Origin of the sequence: Flavisolibacter nicotianae (genome assembly GCF_003628535.1) — a bacterium.
GTDB lineage: Bacteria > Bacteroidota > Bacteroidia > Chitinophagales > Chitinophagaceae > Flavisolibacter > Flavisolibacter nicotianae.
Genome location: NZ_RBCI01000004.1, coordinates 216,696 through 241,863 on the forward strand (window position 1 = coordinate 216,696; position 25,168 = coordinate 241,863).

Below are 25,168 nucleotides of genomic sequence, written 5' to 3' on the forward strand. Positions count from 1 at the left end.
AAACAACGGGTACAGTTGATTCCCCTTCCGCCGTCGATTGCTCGCTGGCAATTGCACATTGACCGTTGGCAAAAGTTCTCTGCTAAACAACTTCAATCAGTCGTTGTGCTTTGCTAGCCGAAGCAACACCTGGTGCAGGGCCAGTACCTGCGGAATGACCAGTTCCTGCTCGTTGTTGCTGATCACAAAATCGCAAAGCTTCATTTTGATGTTTTCATCGATTTGTTGATTCATGCGGCGCAGCACGTCGTCACGTGTACTTCCATCGCGTTCCATCACCCGTTTGATGCGGAGGTGAGGAGGAGCAAACACACCGACCACATAGTCGAGTCCGGCCGCCGAACCGCTTTCAAACAGCAGCGCCGCTTCTTTGATCACATAAGGTGCCTGTTGACGGGCACACCATTCTTCCGCATCACGGATGGTCGGGGGGTGAACAAGGCTGTTAAGCAGGTCAAGCTTTGTTTTGTCGGCGAAAACGATCGACGCCAGTTTGTCCCGGTCCAGTTGGTCACCGGCATAAATGTCCTCACCGAACTGATGTTTCAAAGCCGCAATCAACACCTTGTCAGTATGGTACAATCGTTTGGACGCCGCGTCGGCGTAGTAGACCGGCACTTCCAGCAATTCAAAAATTTTCGCAACAGTTGATTTACCGGAACCAATACCGCCGGTGAGGCCAATCTTCAAAGGCATTGGGCAAAAATAACACGGGGCGCTATTCAATGGCGAACGAATAAGAAGGGAAGTGCTGAAATTTATGCACTGTCACCGTTTGTTAAAGACGGTAACCAGGTGAATCAGTCCACGGAAAACTTTGCCCGTTGTGCATAGCCCTCGTCCCGGAAGTCGCCGTTGTGATTTAACGTGATTACAAAACTTTTGATACTGACTGGTGCTTCAAAACCGAAGGCCGTGGCGCGGTAGTAGCGACCCGGTTTAATTTTTCCTTTCATGGCCTTGTATTCCGTCTTCTGGTTTTGATCGGGATAGGCCATCTGATAGGCGGCAACCGCAAGTGGATTGGCCGGGTACACATTGCCTTTTTCATCGGTCACTTTTGCCGAAAGCAGGATACTGCCCATGTCAACCGATTCGTATTCGGAGGTATTTTGCACACCCAGGTCCAGCACGATGTATTGTTTGCCTTTTTCCGTGCCAACCAAACTGGATCCGTTATTTTCCGGTTGAAAGGCAAATGCGCCATAGAGTGTCAACTCGTAGTCGGGGAATGTCAGTGTTCCTTGTTCGTTGACCTGGATAGCGGGAGGGGAGGGTTTCCATTTCCGCACCGGCGGAACTTTTTTGCCGGCTGCAGCAATGTCGTTCTTGTTGCTGCTGCAGGCGGTGAAAAAAAACAGGGTTACGATGGCTACACCACAACGTGCAATGTTCAGGCTTGATTTCATCAACAGGCTATTGTCGCGCTAAATATACGAATTTGCCTCCTTGCCGATACAGGACTGGCGGATGGTTTGCCCGGAAACGTTTGTTGTACGTTTTCCTGGGGACCATTTTAAACAAATGCCATCACCAGTTGTTCCCATTCGCCGTCGAGCGATGCTTGCGGACGTTGGCGGCCCGCCCGGTTATACCAATAATCAGCGTTCCAGCTATCGCCTTCTTTGCGATGCAGGTAAGCATGAATCCAGGCAGCGTTCCTGTCGGGAAGATCCTGGATTAACTGGTGGGCTTTTTCCCAATTGCCTTTGGCATCATACCACAAGGCCTGTGCATAAACCGTCAGCGCCGGTGGCGGTTCGTTAGCGGAAAGTGTTTCCCTGAAGGAAAGGAGATTCATCGGATAAAATTACGGCTCGCAGACATTTGCAAGCATGGAAGAATAAATCAGAAAATGAGGCCAGCACGCCATTTGCTGTTCCTGCTTTTCAGCTTGCGATAGAAAATAACAATGAATGGCGGCAATAAATCTGTTTTAACCTGTTGACGGGTTTTCAACCAATGCAGAAAAGGTTGTTGAAACAGTGATAGACGCCATTTGCTGAAAGAGAATAAAATGAAAAGACGCAAATCAAAACGGCCGTTTGCACACTACCTCGCAGCCTGGGGCTGCATCAGCACGGGGCTTGTTTATGCAGGGATCGGCTCGGTTGCGATGCTGTCATTTTTGCGGATTAAACACGGCGGAGCCGACGAAGGGAGCCTGTTGGTTTTCCTGAACAAGTTCTCCGCCGGGAAAATTTTTGTCTGGCTCGTTCTTACGGGGATGGTCAGCTACATCGCCTGGCGGGTTTATGAAACGGCCCGGGACCCGTATGGCTATGGAAGCGATTGGACAGGAATCGCCAAACGGTCAGGAATTGCCCTCAGCAGTTTTGCCGACGCCCTGATCGCCTATACCGCTTTCCAGGTTATCGCGGGAAAAGCCGTCGCGGTTGAAACCGGCAAACCAATTGCCGAACGCGAAATGGTGAGACATGTGCTTGGTGAAAGCTGGGGCGTTTTGGCACTGGTCATAATGGGCGTTGTTGTTCTGCTTACCGCGGTCGTTCAAATGGGTTATGTTGTCAGCGGCACCTACAGGGAAAGACTCGATATCGATTTTCTCTCACGTTGGAAACAATCATTCATTCACGGGCTGGCGTGGGCGGGGCATTTTTCCCGCGGCATTATCCTCGGGATTATCGGTTTTTTTTATTTCAAAGCCGGCCTGACGAAAAACGAACAGGTTGTCGTTAACACCGACAAAGCTTTTGACTTTATCGGCGACGACGTTGGACACGTGTATTTTATCGCTGTTGCACTCGGTACGATCTGTTATGGCATATTCATGGTGGCCCTGGGCTGTTTTTATGATTCGGATAAAGATTGAAGCATCATTAGGGTAAGCCGCCCGGCTGATTACTATCAGCATAACAGGTCAGGACATTTCCGTTTTGCAAGGTCAAACAACCACCTCACGTGGTCCAGGCAGCAACCGGATCATTGCAAATGCCAAAACATGTTGTTCATGTCGTTCATTATCGTGACGATAAATTATCAGGTGAAAATACGTTGCAGGCTTGATTGATGAGTGAAATTTAGACGGTGCGTTCTTCGATTGGCCCTTTACCATCACGCTACATATTTAAATTGAAGATCGATCTTCCCTAAGGAATCAGGAGTGGAACATGCATTGAATCAAAATAATGATTTATTATCATCTGAACACCTCACCTTCAAATGTTAATTCATATTTCAGATTCATAATGTGGCAGGGAATTTACAGATTAAAGCAGGCGCCAGTAAAATATAAACTGGCAACTCGCATTTCTTACCGATATTCAACCCTTTATGGCTGGAAACAAGTTCATCGACAATTTGCTTCATGTACCCTCGTATGGCTGGAAAAATGAAAACGGGACACTCATTGTTCCTTCATCCAAACAACTATGGCTGGAAGCGCTTTCGCGAATCAACATCATGAAAACAAAAAAGAATTGGATCTCGCTCACAAGTTGCGTTTTACTTGCGGTGATGTCTATCTTTTTTTATCAATTTTTATTCAACTATTTTTCATGGTACCTCGTGCCGGTCGTGGTGCTCTATAGCATGATGGTGATGGGTACGCACGGCACTATCTGGTATCACCGTTATTGCACCCACAAGGCCTATGCCTTTAGCCACCCGGTGTGGCGTTTTCTCACCCAAAACCTGGTGATCAAAACACTTCCCGAAGAGATTTATGTCGTGTCGCACCACGTGCATCATTCCAAATCGGATGAACCTGGTGACCCCTATAACCCGCAGGCCGGTTTCATGTATTGCATGCTGGCAGAGTTCAACCACCAGCGGATCTCACCGCACCTGTCGGAAGATTCTTACAAAAAGGTCGTGCATTTTATGAAGCATACGGGGGTAGGTTTAAATTCCTATGCGGGTTATCAAAAATGGGGATCCGTGGCCAATCCGTTTTATACAATCGGCATCACTGCTCTTAACTGGACTTTCTGGTATTCGGTTTACTTTTTAATCGGCGGGCATTCGCTTGCCTGTGCCCTGTTCTCCGCTGCCATGCTGTGGTTTGTGCTGGTACGGGCCTTTAATTATTCGGGACACGGCGGTGGAAAGTCAAAACACAAAGATGGGATCGACTTCGATCGCAGCAATCTGTCCATCAATCAAACCAGGCCGGGCTTGCTGGCCGGCGAATGGCACAACAACCACCACTTGTACCCGGGCAGTGCCCGTGCAGGCTTTCTCCCGATGCAGTTTGATCTTGCCTGGGTGTATATTTATGTGTTATACAAACTAAAACTGGTCTCTTCCTACAAAGACTCGAAAAAAGAGTTTCTGAAAAAGTTTATCGCGAAAGGACATTCAAGAGACATGAAACCACTTGCCGGTGAGGCCTACAATCGGGAGCATCTGGCGAAAATCCCGGAGGTGTTGAAGCAGGCTGAATAGCACACTGAAGCTTACTCCCGTGTCCGGTAGAGTGAAAAGGAGACAGGCCTAGCCTTTTTTGAGCATGTCACCAGTTGTTTTTTTTGTCCTGCCGAAAAGTTTAAACAATGGGGAAGCCTGTTCCCAAAAAGGCAGCCGTTTCACTGGCCGTTTTCTGTTCGCTTGCTTCGTTAGAACGAGTAAAGTGGCTTTGCCGACTGGCAATGATAGAGAAACCTGCTTCGGAAGTACACAGGATTTAGGCATCCGGGATTTCCGGCTCAACCAGCTTCGCCAGTTTTTCCAATGATTCCTGCCAGCCCAGGTAACACATTTCTACAGGGATCATGGAAGGAATGCCTTCCTGCAAAATTTTGACTTCGGTGCCGACCGAAACTTTTTCCAGCCATACAGACGTGGTCATTTCACCCGGCAGGTTGGGATCGTCAAATTGATCGGTGTACTTTAAAAAAGCATTGGGCTTGATCTCGACATATTTCCCGCCAAACGAATGGCCATTCCCCGTAGAAAAATTCTGAAACGACATTTTATAGGTGCCGCCAACCTGCATATTCATTTCGTGCACGGTGCAAAGGAAGCCGTATGGAGGCAACCAGGATGCAAGCGCATTGGATTCGGTAAAGGCACGATAAACTTTTTCGGGAGAAGTTTTCAAAACACGGTGTAAGGAAACGCTGTTGTTAGCCATAAAAAAGGTTTAAAAATTTCTTTAGCCCGTTTGTCGAAGCATTTTTTATTGCCATGAGACCAGGCAGGGGTTGCGATATGGAATAGATCAGGTTTGGGATGCGTGACGATCGTTCCGTGTATCCGTAACCGGTTTTCAATTTAAACAAATTTGTTTATTTCTACGGCTCTTCTTCAGCGATCATCAAATGAAAGCAGCCTGTTAGTATTGTTGCCGTCTTGTTTTGATCTCTATGTAGTTTACCAGTTGCCGCTGGTAACCGATCATCAGCAGGCCGATAACAATTTCTCCAGCATGCACCAGGATCATACTATAATCAAACGCCTCGAATCCGCTGTAGAGGCCCCTGGTCATTTGTTTGTATTGAAACCACTTAGTCAGTCCCCTGATCACTAGCGGGACGGCCTCCGTGATAATAAGAAGTGCAACGACCAGTATCGATATACTGATTACCGTAGACCGGTGAATATTAAAAGGGATGGGATCCTGCGGTAAGTTATCCAGTATCCTGAGCCTTTCCATAACCCATTCGGTTTTGAAAATAAACCCATACGCAACAACAAAATAAACAAGAAGGGTCAGGAATGATATTAAAAATGTAGAAATTGCGCCGGATACATCTCTGTCACCAAAGCTGTAAAAGACACTCAATAAAGTCGGTAGTGAAAGAACAATGTCTTTGACGAAATAAATCCCTAACACTTTAAGGATAACGGTAAACAATGATTTTGCTGTCATGTTAGTTATGGTTTGAAGAGGCAAAAGAATCCGAGTGGTTGGATATTTCCGCCGCGGCAGCTGGCCCGGTTTACTGTTGAAAGTAAGAATTTTTGTTAATCCATTTCCGTCCGGCCACGACAACTGCCAATAATAGCACATAACCGATTGCCCGATGTCCGGTACCACGTGCAGCAATTCGCTTGTTGCCGGCCGTTTTCTTTCAAGGAAATGTACCTGGGCTATTCCGCCTTTAAGCTTTTCACCGGGTTTGCTTTGGCTGCTTTTATTGCCTGGAAACTTATCGTTGCAAGCGCGATGATGCCTGCAACCAGTCCGCCTGCTGCAAATATCCACCAACTGATGTCGATGCGGTAAACATAGGACTGCAGCCATTGGTGCATGTAATACCATGCGATGGGCGTGGCTATGACAAAAGCGATCGTGACCAGCAGGACGAATTCTTTTGAAAACTGGTAAACGATGTTTGCAGCAGATGCTCCCAATACTTTGCGAATGCCTACTTCTTTTACCCGCTGTACCGCCATGAAGGAGGCTAAGCCATATAACCCGAGACAACTGAGGAAGATCGCGATGGCGGCAAAAAGTTTATACAACTGTGCTAACTGGACCTCCTGTTTGTAAAAACCGGCAATTTTCTCATCCAAAAACCGGTATTCATAAACATAATTCGGAAATGTTTGCTCCCATATTTTTTTTATGGATTGCATGGTGGCAGCAATGTTTGTTGTTGCCAGCTTTATTGATGCCTGCCGGTACATCGTATTATTTGTGGCAATAAGCAATGGTGCAAGATGATTGCGCAACGACCTGTCGTTGAAATCTTTCAATACGCCAACAACAGGGCATTTGATCAGCCCACCCATCATGCTTACTTCTTTATTCAATATGTCTTCCGGCTTTTTAAGCCCTAAATTTTTTACGAATGATTCATTCACCAGGAATTCTTTTGTCCAACCGGAAGGTTGCAGATTTCTTCCGGCTACCAGTTGTAATTTATACGTCGGAACAAATTCATTGTCGGCGAATTTGGTAATGGCCTGGAAATCTGCATCCTTTATCGCATTGTCAAACTTGAAAGTGGTAAACTTATTATTATCATCTTCAGCCGGGGTGTTGGAACTGAAGCTTACGGCCTTCACACCGTTTATCGACAATAACTGCTGGCGCAAATAGTCCTGCGTACTATCCGGGCGGTAAGGAATAGTGACAATGGCGTCTTTGTCGAATCCCAAGGGCTGATCCATAAAATAATCCATCTGCTGTACAATGATGAATGTTCCGATGATGAGCACTTGTGCAACGATGAATTGAAACACCACCAATCCTCTTCGTAATGAAATTCCCTTTGCGGTGTTTACCGTGACTTTACTCTTTAAAGCATTAATCGGGTTGAAACGTGACAAAACAACAGAAGGGTAGAAACCGGCAAGTGCGGTTACGACAACTGTGACCGCCAAGAGACATAAAATAATTGGAGGATTGTGGAATAAGCTGAATGAAAGGGAAAGTTCTAAAAGTTGATTTACAAAAGGCAATGCAAGCGTTGTTAAAGCCGTTGCCAGCACGACAGCGCTTATCACGATCAAAAACGTTTCAGCGATGAACTGGATCTGTAATTGCGATTTATTACTTCCCAAAACCTTGCGCACACCTACTTCTTTTGCACGATTAACTGCTTGTGCGGTGGAGAGGTTAACAAAATTTACACAGGCGATCAGGAGGATGAATGCGGCAATCAGCCACAGTACGTTCACCAGTTCATGACCGATTGTTTTGTTACTGAAGTTACCTACCTCCGCATCGTAATGCACCGCTTGTAATGGCTGTACAACATAATTATCCTTGTTGGCAGCCGGTAGTACGGTTCGTGCATACGCACGTAATTGATGATTGAAATTGTCGACAGAATGACCCGGCGGCAACAAAACATAGCAACCTAAATCAGCCGAAGTTCCATTCCAATCCGGTTGTGCAAAACCGTATTGCTTATCCCCGGTAAAATCTGTCCCCCACGCAACCACCAATTTTAGCTGAAAGTCCGTATTTGCCGGTATAGTGGCAAGAATGCCTGAAACCTTCAGCGCTACCGGCGGGAATTGGAACAGTCCTGCCTGCATGCTATAAAATCCCGTTAGCTTAATGGTTTTACCCACTGCTGTTTTCCAGTTGCCAAAATAGGTTTCTGCAATCTCCTTTGTCAACAATACATTGTTCGGATCGTTTAATGACGCATACGAACCTGCCAGCAAGGGAAAATTAAAGATGCGGAAGAAGGAAGGACTTGTATAAAATACACCGCTTCCTTCTTTAAAATTCTTTACAGGCGTTCCATTATCATCCAGGACCTGCAACTCGTCGTTGTGGCTTGCATAAACCGGCGCTACCTGCTCCAGTTGAGGAAAAGCCGCTTTCAAGCCCTGTGGCATGGGAAAAGGAACATTTTTGCCATAGGAAACGGTTCCTGCATTTGCATGGTGAGATTCAGTCAACACACGGCAGATGCGGTCTTTGTGCGTGTGAAAATTATCGAAGCTGGTTTGAAATTGTATGATCATAAAGATGACCATACATACGGCAATGCCGACAGCCAGGCCGGCGATATTGATTAGTGTGTAGTTCCTGTTGCGGGTCAAACTTCTGAACGCTGTTTTGAAATAGTTTTTGAACATAAACTGGCTGTATTGGGTTTCAAAGGCACGATTGAAATACCGTTTTACTATCTAGTTGAACATCAATTTATTGGCTTCACCCGAAGCAAGCAATGTGTACGCTTTTGATACAGTGTTGTTCGTTTTTGTTACAAGCAACAGGAATCCTTGGCAACCTGGCGGGCAACTAGTGTGGGTCCAACGTGATTGCTGTCAATCATAAAACCTTGCATTTACATGTAGCCTTTCGGCAATTCAGTTGAGAATAAATAAACTGGCGCCGTATTCGTTAAGCTGAATAGAATGACGTCCGGTTAGGTTTGCAGCAAGGGACTGTTTAGCGACCAGCAGCTAATGTTTTGATCTCAACGCTTATGATATGGATAGCAGATTCGCCGATATTTTCTACTGCATGGGTCTTTAACCCATCAGACCAGATAGCAAGCGATGGAGATGCCACCAAAGTGTCAAGTTATTCCGGCCATTCTTTGCTGTTTGCAAGGTTGCCTGTCTTAATTTGGAAGCTTTGAATAATTTGGAGGTTGCCGGCTGCGCTCAACGGTAACCACTTGCCAATGTACTTGTTGTGCGTGGCTTCTAATGAGAGGACAATTAAATCATCAGTTAATTGACACGATTGTCGCTTGCCGTGCAGTTAATTTCCAGCTGCCTTCTTCTTTTGTCCAAATGTTGGTGAAGCGTCTTTTCACGGCTTTTCCGGCATCTTGTGTAGTCCCTTGGGGAATGAGTGTTTCCAATCCCATCACCACGGCAATGCCATTTATAAAAGCCACGTGTTCGATTTGTCTTTCAAACATCGAATAATTGATTTTTCCACCCTTGACCCTGTCGATTACCTGTCGAAATCCAACAATTGCATTTTCCGGATTTAGTACAACAATCTTTCTTGACATCAACCGGGATAGCTCCGCCGTGTCACTTTTCAAGATCGCCTCCCTTTCCATGTCCTCATGCTTTCTGATCATAGACTCTTCTGATTGCTGAGAAAAAGAAAGGTTTGCCAGGAATAAATTAAAGGCAACTACCAGCGACAATTTTGCAATTTTCATGGTTGATATTTATGGGTCATCAATAACGCACAACAATTAACGGCTTTAGGATAGGGTGGCAGTCCGTGACGCGTTAGCCTAAATTTAATTCATGAGGTGAATTGAGGTATTCTGTACGGCATTTATTCGTCGGCCGCCATATCGCAAACTCGCTCTTGCCGCCTGCGGTTCTTAATCCCGGCGATTGATTTGGCGTAAAAACTCGGCCAACTCGTTTGCCTTTTGTGTTCCTAGTACAACCTTATTTCCTGACTTCAGGTGAAGCTGTAGCCCTTTGTCACCGGCAACATTGTAGATGGTCCCATACGACGTCAGTCGCCATCCGTATCCTATGAAACCAAATCTGATGATTTCCGCTTTGACAATTTCGCTCCAGGCGAACTTTCGGTAGGTCTTCTGAAATGGTTTCCACTTATAATACACACCATCATCAGTCATCAGGGTCTCTAGCTTTACCTGGTATAAGAGAACCAACAGAACAAGTATGAAGAGAGTAATAACTAGTAAAGCAGCGTTCGAAGCCGGTTTGTCGCCGAACGGTCTGCCGAAGATGATTTGCTGGATATCAGCATAGACAAACAGCCCCAGCAGCGCAAAGAAAAGAATGTAAATAAAATACGTCCATCTTTGTCGAAACTGTTGTTGTTCTTCAAATCTGATGCTGCTCATAACTTGGCTATTATACTTTTAGAACTGCGATTTCACCATTGCAGGCAACGAAAATGGACTTGACGTTTCCGCAATATTCCGAGGTTCGTCAGTCCTGAACTGTTGAGAATAAATGTACAAAAGTTGTTGATCGTTTCTTTTGTTCGCCTGCGCTCGGCCTGGTGGAACTGAAGATGGACGACAAGCCTGCGGCCGGTGGCTTGCTCTTCATCGCGGCAGATACAGCAAGTCTTGTTTGACCGAACGAATGATTTGTGCTTCCCTGTCAGCGTCGGTTTTGAACGATTTTGCAGGAAAGTTCAATAGGCTTGTGTTTTCCTCCAGCTTATACTCTTCATCCGTCACCGGTTTCAGCCAGTTAACCACTCCTTTTTCAGTCTTTACATTAATAGCAATATGGCCAAAGCTAGTTTTAGGCGAGGCACCGTGCCGGTGTTCTACACCTGGCGGTATTTTCACAACATCACCTGCATGAAGGGTTTGAAGCCGCTTTCTCCTTTCCCGGCAATATCCTACACCTTCGGTGCAAACCAGGATTTGACCCGCAGAATGCGTATGCTAGCTAGCGGTTGCCGCTTTTGTCTAAGTTATCTGTAAACCAGTCATAGCCCTCAATTTTCCTATATTCAGCAGGCATATAACTTAATCGTTTCAAAACTTTATGGCGGTCGCTGAATGGAAGGTTATTCGATACAATCAGTTTTCCTGTCTTCTCACCTTTGTCATTCTTCTCATAATAGATATACTCTACTGTATCAACTGCTTCTTTATTCCACTTATACTTGTACATTTCTGTTTCATCGGGATGACCGTAACAAACACCTCGAACAATTTGCTCTTTTGGAGAAAAAGTCGGATTGATAAATTCTATGCTACTGGAATACGATTTTTTGTCCGCTCGTAGCAAGAAAACATTGCTAAAAGCCTTCAGGCAGCAGCCGTTGCTACCGTACCAGTTTACGACAAAGTCTTTCAAGCCATCGCCGTTAATGTCACGAATTGTATCTCCAGTGTATTCCAACTTACCTTGTTCATAGAAGAGAACTTTTTGAACCTGTTTATTTGTCGTTGAGAAAATGTCAATGTAAACAGAACTTGGCGTTGTTCTTCTAACAATCAAATGCGGAAACTGATGTGAAAAATAAAACCCACTGCTTATATCAACTTTGACCTGATATGAACTATCAGGTATTGTTGCAACGTAACTCTTTTTAAATCTATCTCGTGCCTTGCGTTGCTCAGCAATTTTAATTGCTTCGCTTAAAACTTTGTCGTCGTATAGACTGTCAAAGTTCTCTTGTTCTTCAATCATTTCACTTTTTTGCAATCGTTCCTGCTTGCCAGTGTCAACAGATGTTTTTGTCGTGTCGGTGTGATTAGTAGCAATTGTTTTATTCTCGTCTACTTGTTCGCACGAAATGAACAGTAAAATTATTGTATTTGCAAAAAGTTGGGTTATTGTCTTCATACTGCTATTGCTAACGGAGAGGACTTGCCGAAGTACCGAATTTCACTACCCTGTCGCTTGGACAAAGGTATACTGCATAATAGACGTTCAAAAGCCAGGCCCTTATTCTATAGCCAGCCCTTTGCCAGGCAATGTAGGAGGCATACTAACGACATACAATCAAAATCGTAACCATAATCAATGCAAATAACAACCATTGAGCCGCACATAAACTATTCGAAAATCGAATAAGATTGTTAACCTTATTCGATTTTGCTATTTTCTAAAAGCGGTAATATTCCAGCTGTAGCATACCCTCCAAGCACATATCGACGAGCAATCGAATTCACACCTCTTATTTTGTCGATTTTAATTCTTAGATATATTCTTATAAATAAGATAATTAAAAAACAGACAGGCAAAATATTTGTAAGTGTCATGCTTTCTGTTAATTGATTTGCGTGATCGCAACATCAGGTTATAAACTGCTAGATAATCCTTGCAAAAAGGACAGTTTGTTTAAGTTGCGGGCAAGAGTCTCATTAACAAATTACCCGAAACCAACCACCTTTTCTACAAGCTTTATTTGCACTACAATGCTGTTTCGATTTATGTCTCGAATCATTTCGTTAATTCGCACGCCGCTTACGAAAACTGCATCACGAAAACGGTTCCCTGGCCTTCCTTCGATTGCACCTGGATGGTTCCCTTGTGCAACATCACGATCTGCTTGCAGAGGCTCAGGCCAATGCCGCTGCCGCTTTTCTTGGTGCTGAAAAAGGGGATGAAAATCTTGTCCATCACTTCTTCGGGCATGCCCTGCCCGTTGTCGGCTACTTTGAGGATGATCTTGCGTTCGAGTGTCTGGTCGGCAGAAAGGATAATTTTGGGATGCGTTGTTTCTTTGACGGCCTCCAGCGCATTGACAATAAGATTGATAAAAACCTGTTCCAGCAAGTTGATATCCGCCTGCATCTGGAGGTCGGGGTTTTTGAGGATGATTTCCAGTTCCGTTCCTTTTTGCTCAAACGTGGGCTGCATCAACTGGTGCAGGTTGGCAAACAGTTCCCGCACATAAATTTTCTTCAGGTTCAGCTTTGTGATCTTGTTCAGGCTGCGATAAGTTTCGGCAAATTTCAACAGCCCTTCGCTGCGCCGCTTGATGGTGTCGATGCCCAGCTCGAGGTCTTCCACGGCGTCATCCTCGATCTGCGCACTGGCCAGCTGTAGCCGGTTTTTCAGCGTTTCGGCCAGCGAGGAAATCGGCGCTACCGAATTCATGATCTCGTGGGTCATCACGCTGAGCAGCTTTTGCCAGGCCTTCGATTCGGTTTCGTCCAGCGCTTCGTTGACATTTTGAAAGGCGATCAGTTTCGACTTTTTGTTGTTGATCTGGAAAGCAGAGGCGGAGAGGAGCGCCTTGAAGGTTGTTTTCTCCAGGTGAATGGTGACGATCTTTGTTTCGGCTGGACTGATGGTTTGCAGTTCTTCAAACAGCACATTGTTTCGCCGGCTCAGCGACTGGATCGTCTTCAGGTACGGGACTTCAAGCATCCGCTTCAGCGTTTCATTCATCCAGATCACTTCACCGCTTTCCACTTCGTACGACAGGATGCCCGTATCCACCAGTTCAAGGATTTTCTGGAGGTATTGGTACTGGGTTTCTTTTTCCTTGCTGATCACCTTGAAAGTGGTGTTGATTTCGTTGAAACCCTGGCGCAGCGGCTGGATATCGGCCGAGGCATGCTTCACGTCGAAATAGCGGGAAAAATCGCGGTAGTGCACTGCCTCCAAAAACTGGTTGACCTCTTCGTGCGTCTTTCGCTGAAAACGGAAAAATTCCACCATCTGGTAAATCAGGAAGGGCGTCAAAAGCGCCGCCCAGAGGTACCATCCTTTAACCAGGAAAAATGAGGTCAGTGCCAGGGAAGCAAAAAGCAGGATGGTGCGAAGTAAAATGCGGTTGTATGAAAGATTTGCTGTCATAGTTGATCGGTGTGTCTGTCATCCGGTTTCACTAAAGGAATCTGTTTATTCTAGATACAAGAACACAGGGCACAAAGTCTCGTGATGCTAAAGATCATATTTGCTCAGCCGCCGGTAAAGGGCTGTCCGTGTAATGCCCAATTCCTTTGCCGCTTTGGATATATTGCCGTTGTTTTTTTCGATGACTTTGAGGATGGTGTTTTTTTCAATCGCACTCAGGTTCGACTGCTCCACTTCATCCACTTCCACCAGCGCCGACTCGATTGGAGAGAAAAGGATATCTCTCGCCGTCAGCTCGTTGCCATCAGCCATGATCACGGCCCTTTCGATGGCATATTGCAGCTCGCGAACGTTGCCGGGATAGTGGTACCCCAACAGCTTTTCTTTGGCCGATTTGTCAAGCTCCATTTCCGGCTTCAGGTATTTGGCCCGGTAGATCTTGATAAAATGGTTGGCAAGCAGTAAAATGTCGCTGCCCCGTTTCCGCAACGGCGGCACCACGATCTCCACGGTGTTGATCCGGTAGATCAGGTCCTTGCGAAACCGGCTCTCGTTGGCCAGCTCTGAGAGTGGCAGGTTGGTGGCGCAGATCAGGCGGATGTCGATGGGAACTGGCTCGTTGCTTCCCAACCGGGTCACCTGACGGTTTTGCAGAACGCTTAACAATTTCGCCTGCTGGTGAAGGGAAATATTGCCGATTTCGTCAAGGAACAGGGTGCCGGTATTGGCCGACTCAAACCGGCCGGCGCGGTCTTCCCGGGCATCGGTAAAGGCGCCTTTTTTGTGGCCGAACAATTCGCTCTCGAAAAGCGAATCGGTCAGCGCACCCACGTCGACTTTGATGAACGGTTTTGTCACCCGCAACGAAAACTGGTGAATGGCCTTTGCGATCAGTTCCTTGCCGGTGCCGTTTTCGCCCAGGATCAAAATATTGGCATCCGTCGGTGCGATCTTCTGGATCTTGTAAAAAATATCCTGCATGACCTCCGACTCACCCAACAGCTCTTTTTCAAAAATCGACGTACCCGAAGGTGGCGCTACGCTGCCCTTGCTTTCTTTCTGGCGCACAGCTTCCTTGATGGTGGCAATCAGCTTTTCATTATGCCAGGGCTTGACGATAAAATCAAACGCACCTTCTTTCAGCGAGCGGATGGCGAGGTCGATATCGCCATAAGCCGTGATCATGATGACATTGGCAGACGAACGGAACTCCTTGATTTTTTTCAGCCAGAAGATGCCTTCATTGCCCGTATTGATCGAGCTGTTGAAGTTCATATCGAGCAGGATCACGTCAAAATCCTGTTTGGCCAGGATGGAACGGATGTTCTCCGGGTTTTTTTCGGTCACGATTTGTTTGACCTCGGGTTTAAGGAGCAGGCGAACGGCGGTCAGCACATCAACATCGTCGTCAATTACCAGGATCGAAGCAGTTTTTAAAGACATGGTGTAAAGAAAAGAATTGTGGCGAAAGACGAAACTAACAATATGCCATCATATAAGAATCTGAAAATGAACACCTCTTTTTTGGCCGTTCAAATCCACTGTATCGAAAGCGGACAGTTTTTGTCCGCATGCGAACACTTTCGTAGATCGTGGTTTTTCTAACCCGTTGAAAACCATGCCTTCCCTGTTTTGGCATCCTATTTCTTTTATCCTGTTCGGTTAAAAAAAAACGACAGTGGACAGAGTTATCGAAAAAAAACGCTGGAACAGCAAAAAAACATTCACCCTTGTTGGCGTAACGGCGCTGGTGCTGCTGATTGGCGGCAGCATTTACTACACCTCGGGCAAATCAAAATTGAACGTCGAGTCCGAACGCATCACAATCAGTGAAGTGAAAAAGGGCGCCTTCCAGGAATTTATTCCTGTCAACGGCGTTGTTCTGCCACAAACCACCATCTACCTCGATGCGGTGGAAGGAGGCCGGGTAGAAGAAAAATACGTGGAGGATGGAGCAATGGTGAGCAAAGGCCAGCCCATTCTCCGGTTGTCCAACACCGATCTCGAACTAAGCCTCGTGAACCAGCAGACGGCCGTGTATAACCTGCTCACGCAAATGCAGATTGCGAAAAACGCTGCCCAGCAAAACACCACGCAAAAGCTCAACCAGAAAACCGATGTGGAAAACGCCTACAAAGAAGCCAAGCGGGTGTATGACCTGAACAAATACCTGTACGAACAAAAAGCCATTGGCCTGCAGGAATTCAAACAGGCGGAGAACACATTCAATTACCAGGTGGCGCGGATGAAGCTGACCGACGAGATCCTGAAACAGGATGCGACGTCGAATGTGCAACAGGTATCGCAGGCTGCGCAGTCGGCGAAGGGTTCGCAAAACGCCCTGAACGTGATGCGGAAAAAAGTGGGCGACCTCATTGTCCGGGCACCGGTTGCGGGCCAGTTAACCTCGCTGGATGTGGAGATCGGCCAGAGCAAAAACAAAGGCGAACGCCTCGGCCAGATCGATATCATCAGTGGCTACAAGGTGCGGGTGGACATTGACGAGCACTATATCTCCCGTGTGTTCATTGGCCTGATGGGCGAAGCCACAGTAGCCAACCAGAATTACAAATTGAAGATCACGAAGGTTTATACACAGGTGACCAATGGCCGTTTCCAGGTGGACATGCTGTTTGACGGAAAAGTGCCGGATGGGATCCGCCGCGGGCAAACCCTCCAGATCCGCCTGGCGCTGAGCGACGAAACACAAGCCCTGCTTCTGAACAAAGGCGGCTTTTTCCAGCAAACCGGCGGCAACTGGGTCTACAAAGTGAGTTCGGACGGCAATACGGCTTACAAAGTCGACGTTCAATTGGGACGGCAGAACCCCGACTACTACGAAGTGCTGAGTGGTTTGCAGCCAGGGGATAAGGTCGTTACATCCAGTTATGAGAATTACGGTAACATGCAGGAATTGGTGATCAAGAAATAGAAGTCGGCTATCAGCTATCAGCCTTCAGCTTTTGTGCATAGCGATGTAACATTTTTCGGTTCAGTATCGTCTCTTCTAACAGTTTTATAAAAAAAGTTCGTTCAATAGCTAAGTCAGACAACCGTTCATCACAAAATCAACAGTTATGAAACTCTTACTTCTGATGTTTGTTTTTCTTTGCCTGCATACAACTACGCCGGTGAAAGGAACCAAAAAAGCAGGACCTGCTCTCAGGAAAGAAGCAAAAGCGTCGTTCCATCTTGCGCCATCAATTTTGATTGTCAACTTTTAACGCTGAAAGTGACAGTCGATAATCAACCAATCAGCCATCAATCAACACTTATGATAAAGATTCGAAACATGGAAAAAATCTACCGTACCGAAGAAGTGGAAACGGTAGCCCTCAACAAACTGAATCTCGATGTAAAGGAAGGAGAGTTCGTCGCCGTGATGGGCCCTTCGGGCTGCGGCAAATCCACGCTGCTCAACATCCTGGGTTTACTCGACGAACCCGATAGCGGAAGCTTTCTTTTCAACGGGATTGAAGTGGCCAAATACAACGAACGCAAACGGGCCGATTTGCGCAAACGCAACATCGGGTTCGTTTTCCAGAGTTTCAACCTGATTGATGAACTGACCGTCTTTGAAAATGTGGAACTGCCCCTGATCTACCTGGGCGTAACGGCCGCAGACCGCAAAACCAGGGTAGAAGACGTGTTGGACAAAATGCAGATCATGCACCGCCGCAATCACTACCCGCAACAGCTTTCGGGTGGCCAGCAACAGCGTGTGGCGGTTGCCAGGGCGGTGGTCAACAAACCCAAACTGATCCTCGCAGATGAACCGACCGGTAACCTCGATTCTTCCAACGGCAACGAGGTAATGCAACTCCTGACGGACCTGAACGAACAAGGAACCACGATCATAATGGTGACACACTCCGAGCACGATGCCCGCTACAGTCATCGCATCGTACGCATGCTCGACGGACAAACGGTCCTGGAAAATATCATGGTGTAAACTTGTTTGAAAAGGGAAGACTGCACAAGAAACAACCGAGAAGAATTTCTTTCCGCTCAAACACAATTTATGTTCCGCAACTATTTGAAAATTGCCTTGCGCAATTTGAGGAAGTACAAGGCGATTTCCTTTATTAACCTTTTTGGCCTGACGGTAGGGCTCACCTGCTGCCTGTTGATCCTGGCGTATATTTTAAATGAGCTGAGTTACGACCGTTATAAAAATGCGAAAAACATTTATCGCGTTGAGCGCACCTTCCTGAACCCGCAGGACAAGACAGTGAACCTTCGCCTGGCGGCCATCGCGCCTCCTTTTGGATCCCTGTTGCAAACTGATTTCAAAGAAATCAAAAAGCTGACACAGGTTTTGTCGAATGGACCAACGCCGTTCCGGTTCGAGGAAAAAATGTTCAGCGAATCCAACTCGTATTTCAGCGACGGAAATCTGCTCGACCTATTTGATGTCAAGGTTCTAAAAGGCAACCCGGCCAGGGCGCTGGAAGAGCCCAATTCGGTCATGCTCACGGAAGAAACGGCCCAAAAATATTTTGGCAACGACGACCCTGTGAACAAAGTAATCCGGATGAACAACCAGTTTGATCTAAAGGTGACTGGCGTGTACAAGGCTTTCCCGTCCAATTCGCACCTTCACCCCGAGTTGCTGATTTCGTTCCCGACCTTGATGGACAGTGCGGTTTACGGCAAACAGAATTTCGTGGACAATTTCGGCAATAATGCCTTTTACACCTATATTCTCCTGCCGGAGCATTACGATCCCAGGCGCCTGGAGGCACAATTGCCGGCTTTCCAAAACAGGCACATTCCGCCGGACAACAACGGTTTGATCAAAGCTTCGGATTATTCCCTGCTCACACTGCGCAAGGTGACCGACATTCACTTGCTGTCGCACAAAGACGATGAGGCCGAGGAAAACGGCGATATCAAACGGGTGTATATCTTCTCGGCGATTGCTCTTTTTATTTTGCTGATTGCCTGCATCAATTACATGAATCTTTCCACGGCCCGCTCTGTCCTGCGTGCAAAGGAAATCGGAATCCGCAAAGTGGTTGGCGCACGAAAGGCCGAATTGATCGGGCAATTTTTAAGCGAGTCGGTTTTACTCTGTTGGCTGGCCGCCATTCTTTCTTACGTCTGCACCTGGCTTGCACTGCCTTATTTAAACAAGCTGTCGGGACAGAACCTTTCCATCAACCAGCTTTTACATTGGTCGGTCTTGCTTCCGCTTGTCCTGGTCCCCTTTGTTGTTGGCATTTTCTCGGGCCTTTACCCGGCGCTTTTTCTTTCTTCTTTCCAGCCCATCAAAGTGTTGAAAGGCTTGTTGAAAGTTGGCGGTGGCAATGTGTCGTTTCGCAAAGTGCTGGTGGTGGTGCAGTTTGCCATTTCCATCATCCTGATCATCAGTACGGCAATCGTGTTTAAGCAGATGCGGTTCATGCAAAACAAATCGCTTGGCTTTAACCGCGATCACATTGTAACGCTGGCTTACAACGACGGCCTGACGGAGCAGTACAACGCTTTTAGGTTCGAACTGCTTTCCAATCCGAACATCAAAAACATATCCCGCTCCTCACGCATACCCACAGGGCGCTTGCTGGATGCCATGGGGTCGCAGATCAATAAGGGCGATAGCCTTGCACCGACACAGGCCGATATCAAATTTGTTGTGGCAGATGAAGATTACCTCGCGACCTACGGCGTAAAAATGATCGCCGGCAGAGGCCTTTCAAGAGACTACGGTACCGACACGTCTTCGTTCCTGGTCAACGAAGCGGCTGTGCGTGTTTTGGGATTGCAATCACCGCAGGATGCTGTGGGCAAACAATTTCTGTATGGCGGAAGAAAAGGCCAGTTGGTCGGGGTATTTAATGACTTCCATTTCGAATCCATGCATCAACGAATCCTGCCGCTGGTGATGTTCATCCCGAAAAATGCAAAAAACTACGGCAGCCTGACGGTAAAGCTATCCGGCAACACGCAGGGTGCTATGGCTCATCTGGAAAGCACCTGGAAAAAGTTTTTACCGCATATCCCGTTCGACTATACATTCCTCGATGACCGGTTTGCCAAATTGTATCAGTCCGAAGAGCGGCAGCGCTCCATCTTTACCACGTTTGCCGCTATTGCCATTTTCATCGCCTGCCTGGGTTTGTTTGGCTTGTCTGCATTCACCATCAGCCAGCGCTTCAAGGAAATCGGTATCCGCAAGGTACTTGGAGCCGACGTGAGCACCATCGTCACGCTGTTGTCGAAAGATTTTCTAAAACTTGTCGGCGTCTCCGCCCTGATTGCGTTTCCTGCCGCCTGGTATTTCATACACAAATGGCTGGATGATTTTGCCTACCGCATCAACATGCCCTGGTGGCTTTTCCTGGTGGCAGCGCTGCTTGCCGGTGTGATTGCCTTTGTGACCATCGCCTCGCAGGCGGTGAAAGCAGCAACGGCCAACCCGGTAAAAAGTCTGCGGACAGAATAGATATTTTGAATGATCAATGATGAATAGTGTTTCCGGACCAATCAAAATTTTTCATTCCACATTCAGCATTAAAAAACAATCATGTTTCGGAATTATCTAAAACTAGCCTGGCGGAATTTGGGAAAGCACAAAGTCGATACGGCCATTAACCTGGTTGGTTTGTGCGTGGCCTTTACAGCGGCCTTGCTGCTTTTTCTAAGCGTATTTTTTGAATTTTCATACGACAACTTTCATGAGAATGGGAAGCAGCTTTATCATGTGTACACCAAAGTTTACCGCGTAAACGGTGTACAAAATTCCTCCACGGTGCCGGTCCCGATGATACCCGCCTTGAAAGAAAGCTATCCGGAAATTCAGTACGCCAGCCGGTATGTTTCCAAGAACGGGAATGTGCGCTATATGGAAAAACAGCTCACGCAGAACCTGCGGATCACCGATCCTGATTTTTTCCGCATGTTCTCTTTTCCCTTCCTGAAAGGTTCGCCGCAAACAGCGCTCAACGATTTGAACAGTCTTGTGCTGACAAGGAAATCGGCAGCAGCAATCTTCGGCAAGGAGGAAGATCCGATCGGAAAAATTGTGCAGATGCAGGTTGGCAGCCAGTGGAAGCCTTTTACCGTGACAGGGGTCACGGCCGACATTCCCGAAAACTCAAGTATCACGTTCGACATGGTTGGCCGTTTCGAGACCGACGAGAACTACAACGCCAGGATAAATGACTGGGAAAGCTGGAATCACAATGCCTATGTGCAATTGAAACAAGGGGCTTCCCCGGATGCGCTGGTGAAAAAAACGGCCGCGTTTTTTGACCAATATTTTAAGGAAGACTACAATGGCCTGAAGCGGGACGGCGCCAAACCGGCTGCGGATGGCTCCTACATCCAGTTAGGGCTTTTACCGCTGAAGGATATGCATACCGAAACAGCGATGCTCGTAGAAGGCGGCAATGTTAGCCGGAGTTATTTATACCTTCTGCTGGCCATCGGTGTGCTGATCCTGCTCATTGCATGCATTAATTTTATCAATCTTACCATCGGCCGTTCCTTTACCCGTTCACACGAAATCGGCCTGCGCAAAACCCTGGGCGCCTTGCGCGGACAGATCATTGCGCAATTGTGGGTGGAGGCCTTGTTGATTTGCTTTTTTGCCCTGGTCGTGAGTGGTGTTCTTTCCTATATTTTGCTGCCGCCCTACAAACAGTTGTTTGCTTTGCACGTAGAGCGGGACGTACTTTTTTCACCGGTTGTTTGGGCCGGCGTGCTGGCCGGTTTTTTCCTGATTACCCTGGTAGCCGGTGGCTACCCGGCCTGGCTGATTTCAAGGGTCAACATCGTCAGCATTCTCAAAGGAAAATTTTCCATCGCACGGTCGCAAGGCATCCGGAACACACTGATTGTTGTGCAGTTTTCCATAGCCGTCCTGCTGCTGATCTGTACAATTATTTCCTGGCAGCAGATCGATTACCTCCGAAACAAGCCGCTTGGTTACAATCGGGCCCAGGTGATCTCTGTTCCGGTCGAAGGCGACCAGGACCCGGCGCTGGTGCTGGAAAGGCTTCGAGAAAAATTATCCGGTTATCCAACCATCAAAAGCATCAGCGGCATTTACAACAATCTTGGCCGCGGGTTGGATGGGTCCTCTCGTCATTCCACTGTTGGTTTTGATTACAAGAACCGCGGCATCTCTACGGGCTGGCTTGGTGTGAGCTATGATTTTGTAAAGACACTTGACCTGCAGTTGGTGGCCGGCCGTGATTTCTCCCGTGACTTTCCCACTGATAGCAACGCCATGGTCATCAACGAAGCCATGGCCAGACAACTGGAGGAAAAAAATGTGATAGGGTTGCAACTGCTGGCAAGAGACAGCGCCCATCCAGTAACCGTCATCGGCGTGGTGAAGGATTTCAACTACGAGTCATTACAAAAGAAAATCGAGCCAATGAGCTTTGTGCTGGAAAAGGATTTCCCGGCTCACTATGCACTGGTCAAAGTGGCTTCGGCCAACCTGCCGGCCAGCATGGAGCTGGTAAAAAATACCTGGAAGCAAATTCTTCCCAACAGCGATTTCAAAGGCTCCTTCCTCGATGAGAACATTGATCGCCAATATAAAAAAGAAGAAAAGCTTTCCCAGATTTTTGTTTCCTGCGCCGTGATTGCCATCGTGCTTTCCTGTCTGGGATTACTGGCCATGGTGATCCTGATCGTGACACAAAAGATCAAGGAAATCGGTATCCGCAAAGTATTGGGTGCATCGGTCGGCAATATTGTGTTCCTCGTGTCGAAAGAGTTTTTCTGGCTGGTGGCCATTGCCATCATCATCGCCTCGCCGCTGGCCTGGTTTGGCATGCAAAAATGGCTCGACAACTTCGCCTACCGCATCAGCATCGCCTGGTGGGTGTTTGTGCTGGCCGGTTTGCTGGCCTTCGTGGTGGCGCTTTGTACCATTAGTATCCAGGCCATTAAGGCGGCCACGGCCAACCCGGTGAAGAGCCTGCGAACGGAATAAAGTAGTGAATGGTGAATAGTGAATAAACGACGTTTAATAATCAATCATCAGTAATTAATAACCGACACATGTTCCGTAATTACCTGAAAATCGCCTGGCGGAGTTTGAAAAAGAACAAGGTCTTTACCTTCATCAACGTCTTTGGCCTCTCAATCGGCCTGACCTGCTGCCTGCTGATTTCGTTGTACATCTACCACGAAACGAGTTACGACAGCTACCACAAAAATGCAAGCCGCCTGGTGCAGCTCGGCACCACGTTTATCCGTGATGGCAAAGCGGAGAGAACGCCCAACTGCCCGGCGCCAATGGCTGCAGCCATGCAGCAGGAGTTTCCGGAAATTGAAAAAACAACAAGGCTTATGAAGTTGTTCGCGGAAGACAAAACCTTGCTGCAATACAATCCGCAAAACGGACCGGCCAAAACTTTTTATGAGACCAAGGGCTATATGGCCGACTCCACTTTTTTCCAGTTGTTCTCCTACCAGTTTATAGAAGGGAACCCGGCCACGGCACTTGGAAGTCCCAACACGGTCGTACTAAGCGAGGAGATCGCAAAAAAACTGTTTGGCAACGAACCAGCCCTCAACAAAACCATCTCGATCAGTAGCAATACCAATGGCGACACAACATTTACAGTCGCTGGCGTTTATAAACCGTTCAAAAAGCCTTCGCAGATCGATGCCCGCTTTTTTGTGTCGATCCGGGGAGGCCGAATGGAGCCCTTTATCAACCAGCAAACAGACATGTTGAATAACAACATGTTTCACACGTTCTTTCTTTTAAAACCCGGAGCGACCGCTGCTTCGTTGCAAGCTAAATTTCCACTGTTCGTGGAGAAATACATGAAAAAGGACATGGAAGCAACAAAAAATTACAAATCACAGTTCCTGCTTCCTGTCACAGATATGCATTTGCACTCAAACATGAAGGCCAACATCACGCCGGTTGGAAGTATGACCTCTTTGTATGTGCTTGGCTCCATTGCGTTATTTACCTTGCTCATCGCATGCATCAACTTCATGAACCTGTCCACTGCCCGGTCGTCGAAGCGTTCAGCAGAAGTGGGCGTACGCAAGGTGTTGGGTGCGGACCGGTCGTCGCTTATCAAACAATTTATGGGTGAATCAATCGTCATGAGTTTGATTGCTTTCTTGCTGGCTATCGTGTTTGCCCTGCTTTTGTTGCCAGGGTTCTCCTTTGTCTCTGGCAGAGAGCTGCAATTTTCGCTACCGGAACACGTTCCGCTGCTGGCCGGCTTTTTTTGCCTGGCACTTCTTACCGGCTTGTTTGCCGGCAGTTACCCTGCCTTTTATCTTTCTTCCTTCAAGCCGATCAAGGTTCTGAAAAGCCGCTTTTCCAACTCTATGGCAACACTGGCCTTGCGAAAGGGGTTGGTGGTTTTCCAGTTTATGATTTCCGTTGTTCTCATTATTGCGGCCGTGGTGATCGGCAACCAGATGCGCTACATGCAAACAAAGGATCTTGGCTTCAGCAAAGACCAGCAGATTGTGATTCCACTACGCAGCAACACGTCCAAAAATATTTACACCGCTTTAAAAAATGAGGTAAAACGCAACGACGGTGTGTTGCAGGTAGGCGCTAGTTTTTACTATCCCGGCATTATGAATCCCAGCGATATATTGATGCGAAAAGAAGGCCAAAGCCTGGATGACCAAAAAGATGTCTTCCTCAATACTATCGATGAAAATTTTTTGCAGACACTCGATATCAAGCCGCTGGCCGGCCGCCTGTTCTCGGAACAATTTCCCGGCGATACAGCCGAACGGATTATCGTGAACGCTGAAGCAATCAAACAACTTGGTTTTGCCTCTGCTGGTGACGCGGTAGGCAAGACCCTGCTCTTCGACTGGCGTGGTGAAACCCATCGTTTCCCTATCGTTGGCGTTGTAAAAGACTTTCATTTCCAGGACCTGCGGGTGCCCATTTTACCCTATGGCTTTTTCCTGAACAACCGGACTTCGTACAACTATCTTGTTGTACATGCCAACACCGGCAATCTTTCTTCCTTGTTGAAAAACATTGGCGCAAGCTGGCACAAATTGAATCCCAACGAGCCGTTTGAATACAGTTTCATGGATGAAGACTTCCAGAAAAACTATGATGGTGAAAACAAGTTGCAGGGAATGGTGGACAGCTTTACCATAATTGCTATCCTGATCTCCTGCCTGGGATTGTTTGGCCTGGCAACGTTCAGTGCCGAACAGCGGATCAAAGAGATCGGGATACGGAAAGTGCTGGGTGCCAGTGTTTCCAGCCTTGTGGGTTTGCTATCGAAAGAGTTTGTGCGGCTGGTGCTGATCGCTCTAGTCATTGCGTCGCCCATTGCCTGGTTTGTGATGAACAAATGGCTGGAAGATTTCGCTTATCGCACCTCAATCGGCTGGTGGGTATTTGCAACAACCGGTGTTACGGCACTTGTCATTGCGCTCATCACGGTCAGCTTCCAGGCGGTAAAGGCAGCACTGACAAATCCCGTAAAAAATCTACGCACAGAGTAAAGAGTTGATCGGTGAGTTGTGAACGGTGAGTGGACGTAAACCA

Annotated in this window: 19 protein-coding genes and 1 pseudogene; 8 read left to right on the forward strand and 12 right to left on the reverse strand. The window is 47.2% G+C overall.

All coding sequences use genetic code 11. The features are described from left to right. Positions 1-96 precede the first annotated feature (96 nt). From coaE to D6024_RS12735, 3 genes are all read right to left on the reverse strand, one after another. Entirely contained in the window at positions 97-696 is a 600-nt protein-coding gene (gene coaE / locus D6024_RS12725; RefSeq protein ID WP_121355009.1) for a dephospho-CoA kinase, read from the reverse strand. A 104-nt stretch (positions 697-800) separates the two neighbouring features. Next, positions 801-1,409 carry a hypothetical protein gene (locus D6024_RS12730; RefSeq protein WP_121355010.1) on the reverse strand — a complete coding sequence of 203 codons (609 nt, stop codon included), beginning with the start codon at positions 1,407-1,409 and terminating at the stop codon, positions 801-803. 107 nt (positions 1,410-1,516) lie between these two features. Then, positions 1,517-1,801: a hypothetical protein gene (locus tag D6024_RS12735; protein WP_121355011.1), complete on the reverse strand. Its 285-nt coding sequence runs from the start codon at positions 1,799-1,801 to the stop codon at positions 1,517-1,519. 216 nt (positions 1,802-2,017) lie between these two features. Here D6024_RS12735 and D6024_RS12745 point away from each other — a divergent pair, with 216 nt between their 5' ends. Then, positions 2,018-2,833 carry a DUF1206 domain-containing protein gene (locus D6024_RS12745; RefSeq protein ID WP_121355013.1) on the forward strand — a complete coding sequence of 272 codons (816 nt, stop codon included), beginning with the start codon at positions 2,018-2,020 and terminating at the stop codon, positions 2,831-2,833. A 461-nt stretch (positions 2,834-3,294) separates the two neighbouring features. Then, positions 3,295-4,407 carry a fatty acid desaturase gene (locus tag D6024_RS12750; protein WP_121355014.1) on the forward strand — a complete coding sequence of 371 codons (1,113 nt, stop codon included), beginning with the start codon at positions 3,295-3,297 and terminating at the stop codon, positions 4,405-4,407. A 238-nt stretch (positions 4,408-4,645) separates the two neighbouring features. Here D6024_RS12750 and D6024_RS12760 read toward each other — a convergent pair whose 3' ends face one another. From D6024_RS12760 to D6024_RS12800, 9 genes and pseudogenes are all read right to left on the reverse strand, one after another. Further along, complete coding sequence (locus tag D6024_RS12760; protein WP_121355016.1) at positions 4,646-5,095, reverse strand: SRPBCC family protein; 450 nt, start codon at positions 5,093-5,095, stop codon at positions 4,646-4,648. Positions 5,096-5,296: 201 nt separating this feature from the next. Beyond that, positions 5,297-5,833, reverse strand: coding sequence for a hypothetical protein (locus tag D6024_RS12765; protein ID WP_121355017.1), 537 nt, complete (start codon positions 5,831-5,833; stop codon positions 5,297-5,299). A gap of 221 nt (positions 5,834-6,054) precedes the next feature. Next, positions 6,055-8,505, reverse strand: coding sequence for an ABC transporter permease (locus D6024_RS12770; protein ID WP_121355018.1), 2,451 nt, complete (start codon positions 8,503-8,505; stop codon positions 6,055-6,057). Between the two features lie 599 nt (positions 8,506-9,104). Beyond that, a complete protein-coding gene (locus D6024_RS12775; RefSeq protein WP_121355019.1) occupies positions 9,105-9,554 on the reverse strand; it encodes a nuclear transport factor 2 family protein in 450 nt (149 codons plus the stop codon). 171 nt (positions 9,555-9,725) lie between these two features. Then, positions 9,726-10,223 carry a DUF6141 family protein gene (locus D6024_RS12780; RefSeq protein WP_121355020.1) on the reverse strand — a complete coding sequence of 166 codons (498 nt, stop codon included), beginning with the start codon at positions 10,221-10,223 and terminating at the stop codon, positions 9,726-9,728. 207 nt (positions 10,224-10,430) lie between these two features. Next, positions 10,431-10,769: pseudogene (locus D6024_RS12785) on the reverse strand (cupin domain-containing protein); the annotation flags it as partial. A gap of 16 nt (positions 10,770-10,785) precedes the next feature. Next, the gene (locus D6024_RS12790) at positions 10,786-11,691 is read right to left on the reverse strand and encodes a hypothetical protein (RefSeq protein WP_121355022.1); all 906 of its coding nucleotides are present in this window, start codon (positions 11,689-11,691) and stop codon (positions 10,786-10,788) included. A 624-nt stretch (positions 11,692-12,315) separates the two neighbouring features. Next, positions 12,316-13,656 carry a sensor histidine kinase gene (locus tag D6024_RS12795; RefSeq protein WP_121355023.1) on the reverse strand — a complete coding sequence of 447 codons (1,341 nt, stop codon included), beginning with the start codon at positions 13,654-13,656 and terminating at the stop codon, positions 12,316-12,318. 87 nt (positions 13,657-13,743) lie between these two features. Next, positions 13,744-15,099, reverse strand: coding sequence for a sigma-54-dependent transcriptional regulator (locus tag D6024_RS12800; protein ID WP_121355024.1), 1,356 nt, complete (start codon positions 15,097-15,099; stop codon positions 13,744-13,746). A 235-nt stretch (positions 15,100-15,334) separates the two neighbouring features. Here D6024_RS12800 and D6024_RS12805 point away from each other — a divergent pair, with 235 nt between their 5' ends. The 6 genes from D6024_RS12805 (at position 15,335) to D6024_RS12825 (ending at position 25,125) form a co-directional block, all read left to right on the forward strand. Further along, positions 15,335-16,588 carry an efflux RND transporter periplasmic adaptor subunit gene (locus D6024_RS12805; protein WP_121355025.1) on the forward strand — a complete coding sequence of 418 codons (1,254 nt, stop codon included), beginning with the start codon at positions 15,335-15,337 and terminating at the stop codon, positions 16,586-16,588. Between the two features lie 145 nt (positions 16,589-16,733). After that, positions 16,734-16,880 carry a hypothetical protein gene (locus D6024_RS26710; protein ID WP_162944739.1) on the forward strand — a complete coding sequence of 49 codons (147 nt, stop codon included), beginning with the start codon at positions 16,734-16,736 and terminating at the stop codon, positions 16,878-16,880. 50 nt (positions 16,881-16,930) lie between these two features. Then, positions 16,931-17,608 carry an ABC transporter ATP-binding protein gene (locus D6024_RS12810; RefSeq protein ID WP_121355026.1) on the forward strand — a complete coding sequence of 226 codons (678 nt, stop codon included), beginning with the start codon at positions 16,931-16,933 and terminating at the stop codon, positions 17,606-17,608. 69 nt (positions 17,609-17,677) lie between these two features. Continuing rightward, positions 17,678-20,101, forward strand: a complete 2,424-nt coding sequence (locus D6024_RS12815; protein WP_121355027.1) for an ABC transporter permease — start codon at positions 17,678-17,680, stop codon at positions 20,099-20,101. Positions 20,102-20,182: 81 nt separating this feature from the next. Then, entirely contained in the window at positions 20,183-22,606 is a 2,424-nt protein-coding gene (locus D6024_RS12820; RefSeq protein WP_121355028.1) for an ABC transporter permease, read from the forward strand. 68 nt (positions 22,607-22,674) lie between these two features. Next, positions 22,675-25,125: an ABC transporter permease gene (locus tag D6024_RS12825; RefSeq protein WP_121355029.1), complete on the forward strand. Its 2,451-nt coding sequence runs from the start codon at positions 22,675-22,677 to the stop codon at positions 25,123-25,125. Positions 25,126-25,168 lie beyond the last annotated feature (43 nt).

Bases quoted from the DNA above. Each gene is read 5' to 3' on its own strand.
- D6024_RS12810 (WP_121355026.1), top strand. From the start codon at position 16,931: ATGATAAAGATTCGAAACATGGAAAAAATCTACCGTACCGAAGAAGTG.
- D6024_RS12790 (WP_121355022.1), bottom strand. From the start codon at position 11,691: ATGAAGACAATAACCCAACTTTTTGCAAATACAATAATTTTACTGTTC.
- D6024_RS12780 (WP_121355020.1), bottom strand. From the start codon at position 10,223: ATGAGCAGCATCAGATTTGAAGAACAACAACAGTTTCGACAAAGATGG.
- D6024_RS12775 (WP_121355019.1), bottom strand. From the start codon at position 9,554: ATGAAAATTGCAAAATTGTCGCTGGTAGTTGCCTTTAATTTATTCCTG.
- D6024_RS12745 (WP_121355013.1), top strand. From the start codon at position 2,018: ATGAAAAGACGCAAATCAAAACGGCCGTTTGCACACTACCTCGCAGCC.
- D6024_RS12730 (WP_121355010.1), bottom strand. From the start codon at position 1,409: ATGAAATCAAGCCTGAACATTGCACGTTGTGGTGTAGCCATCGTAACC.
- D6024_RS12750 (WP_121355014.1), top strand. From the start codon at position 3,295: ATGGCTGGAAACAAGTTCATCGACAATTTGCTTCATGTACCCTCGTAT.
- D6024_RS12770 (WP_121355018.1), bottom strand. From the start codon at position 8,505: ATGTTCAAAAACTATTTCAAAACAGCGTTCAGAAGTTTGACCCGCAAC.
- coaE (WP_121355009.1), bottom strand. From the start codon at position 696: ATGCCTTTGAAGATTGGCCTCACCGGCGGTATTGGTTCCGGTAAATCA.
- D6024_RS12765 (WP_121355017.1), bottom strand. From the start codon at position 5,833: ATGACAGCAAAATCATTGTTTACCGTTATCCTTAAAGTGTTAGGGATT.
- D6024_RS12735 (WP_121355011.1), bottom strand. From the start codon at position 1,801: ATGAATCTCCTTTCCTTCAGGGAAACACTTTCCGCTAACGAACCGCCA.
- D6024_RS12760 (WP_121355016.1), bottom strand. From the start codon at position 5,095: ATGGCTAACAACAGCGTTTCCTTACACCGTGTTTTGAAAACTTCTCCC.
- D6024_RS12825 (WP_121355029.1), top strand. From the start codon at position 22,675: ATGTTCCGTAATTACCTGAAAATCGCCTGGCGGAGTTTGAAAAAGAAC.
- D6024_RS26710 (WP_162944739.1), top strand. From the start codon at position 16,734: ATGAAACTCTTACTTCTGATGTTTGTTTTTCTTTGCCTGCATACAACT.
- D6024_RS12795 (WP_121355023.1), bottom strand. From the start codon at position 13,656: ATGACAGCAAATCTTTCATACAACCGCATTTTACTTCGCACCATCCTG.
- D6024_RS12820 (WP_121355028.1), top strand. From the start codon at position 20,183: ATGTTTCGGAATTATCTAAAACTAGCCTGGCGGAATTTGGGAAAGCAC.
- D6024_RS12800 (WP_121355024.1), bottom strand. From the start codon at position 15,099: ATGTCTTTAAAAACTGCTTCGATCCTGGTAATTGACGACGATGTTGAT.
- D6024_RS12815 (WP_121355027.1), top strand. From the start codon at position 17,678: ATGTTCCGCAACTATTTGAAAATTGCCTTGCGCAATTTGAGGAAGTAC.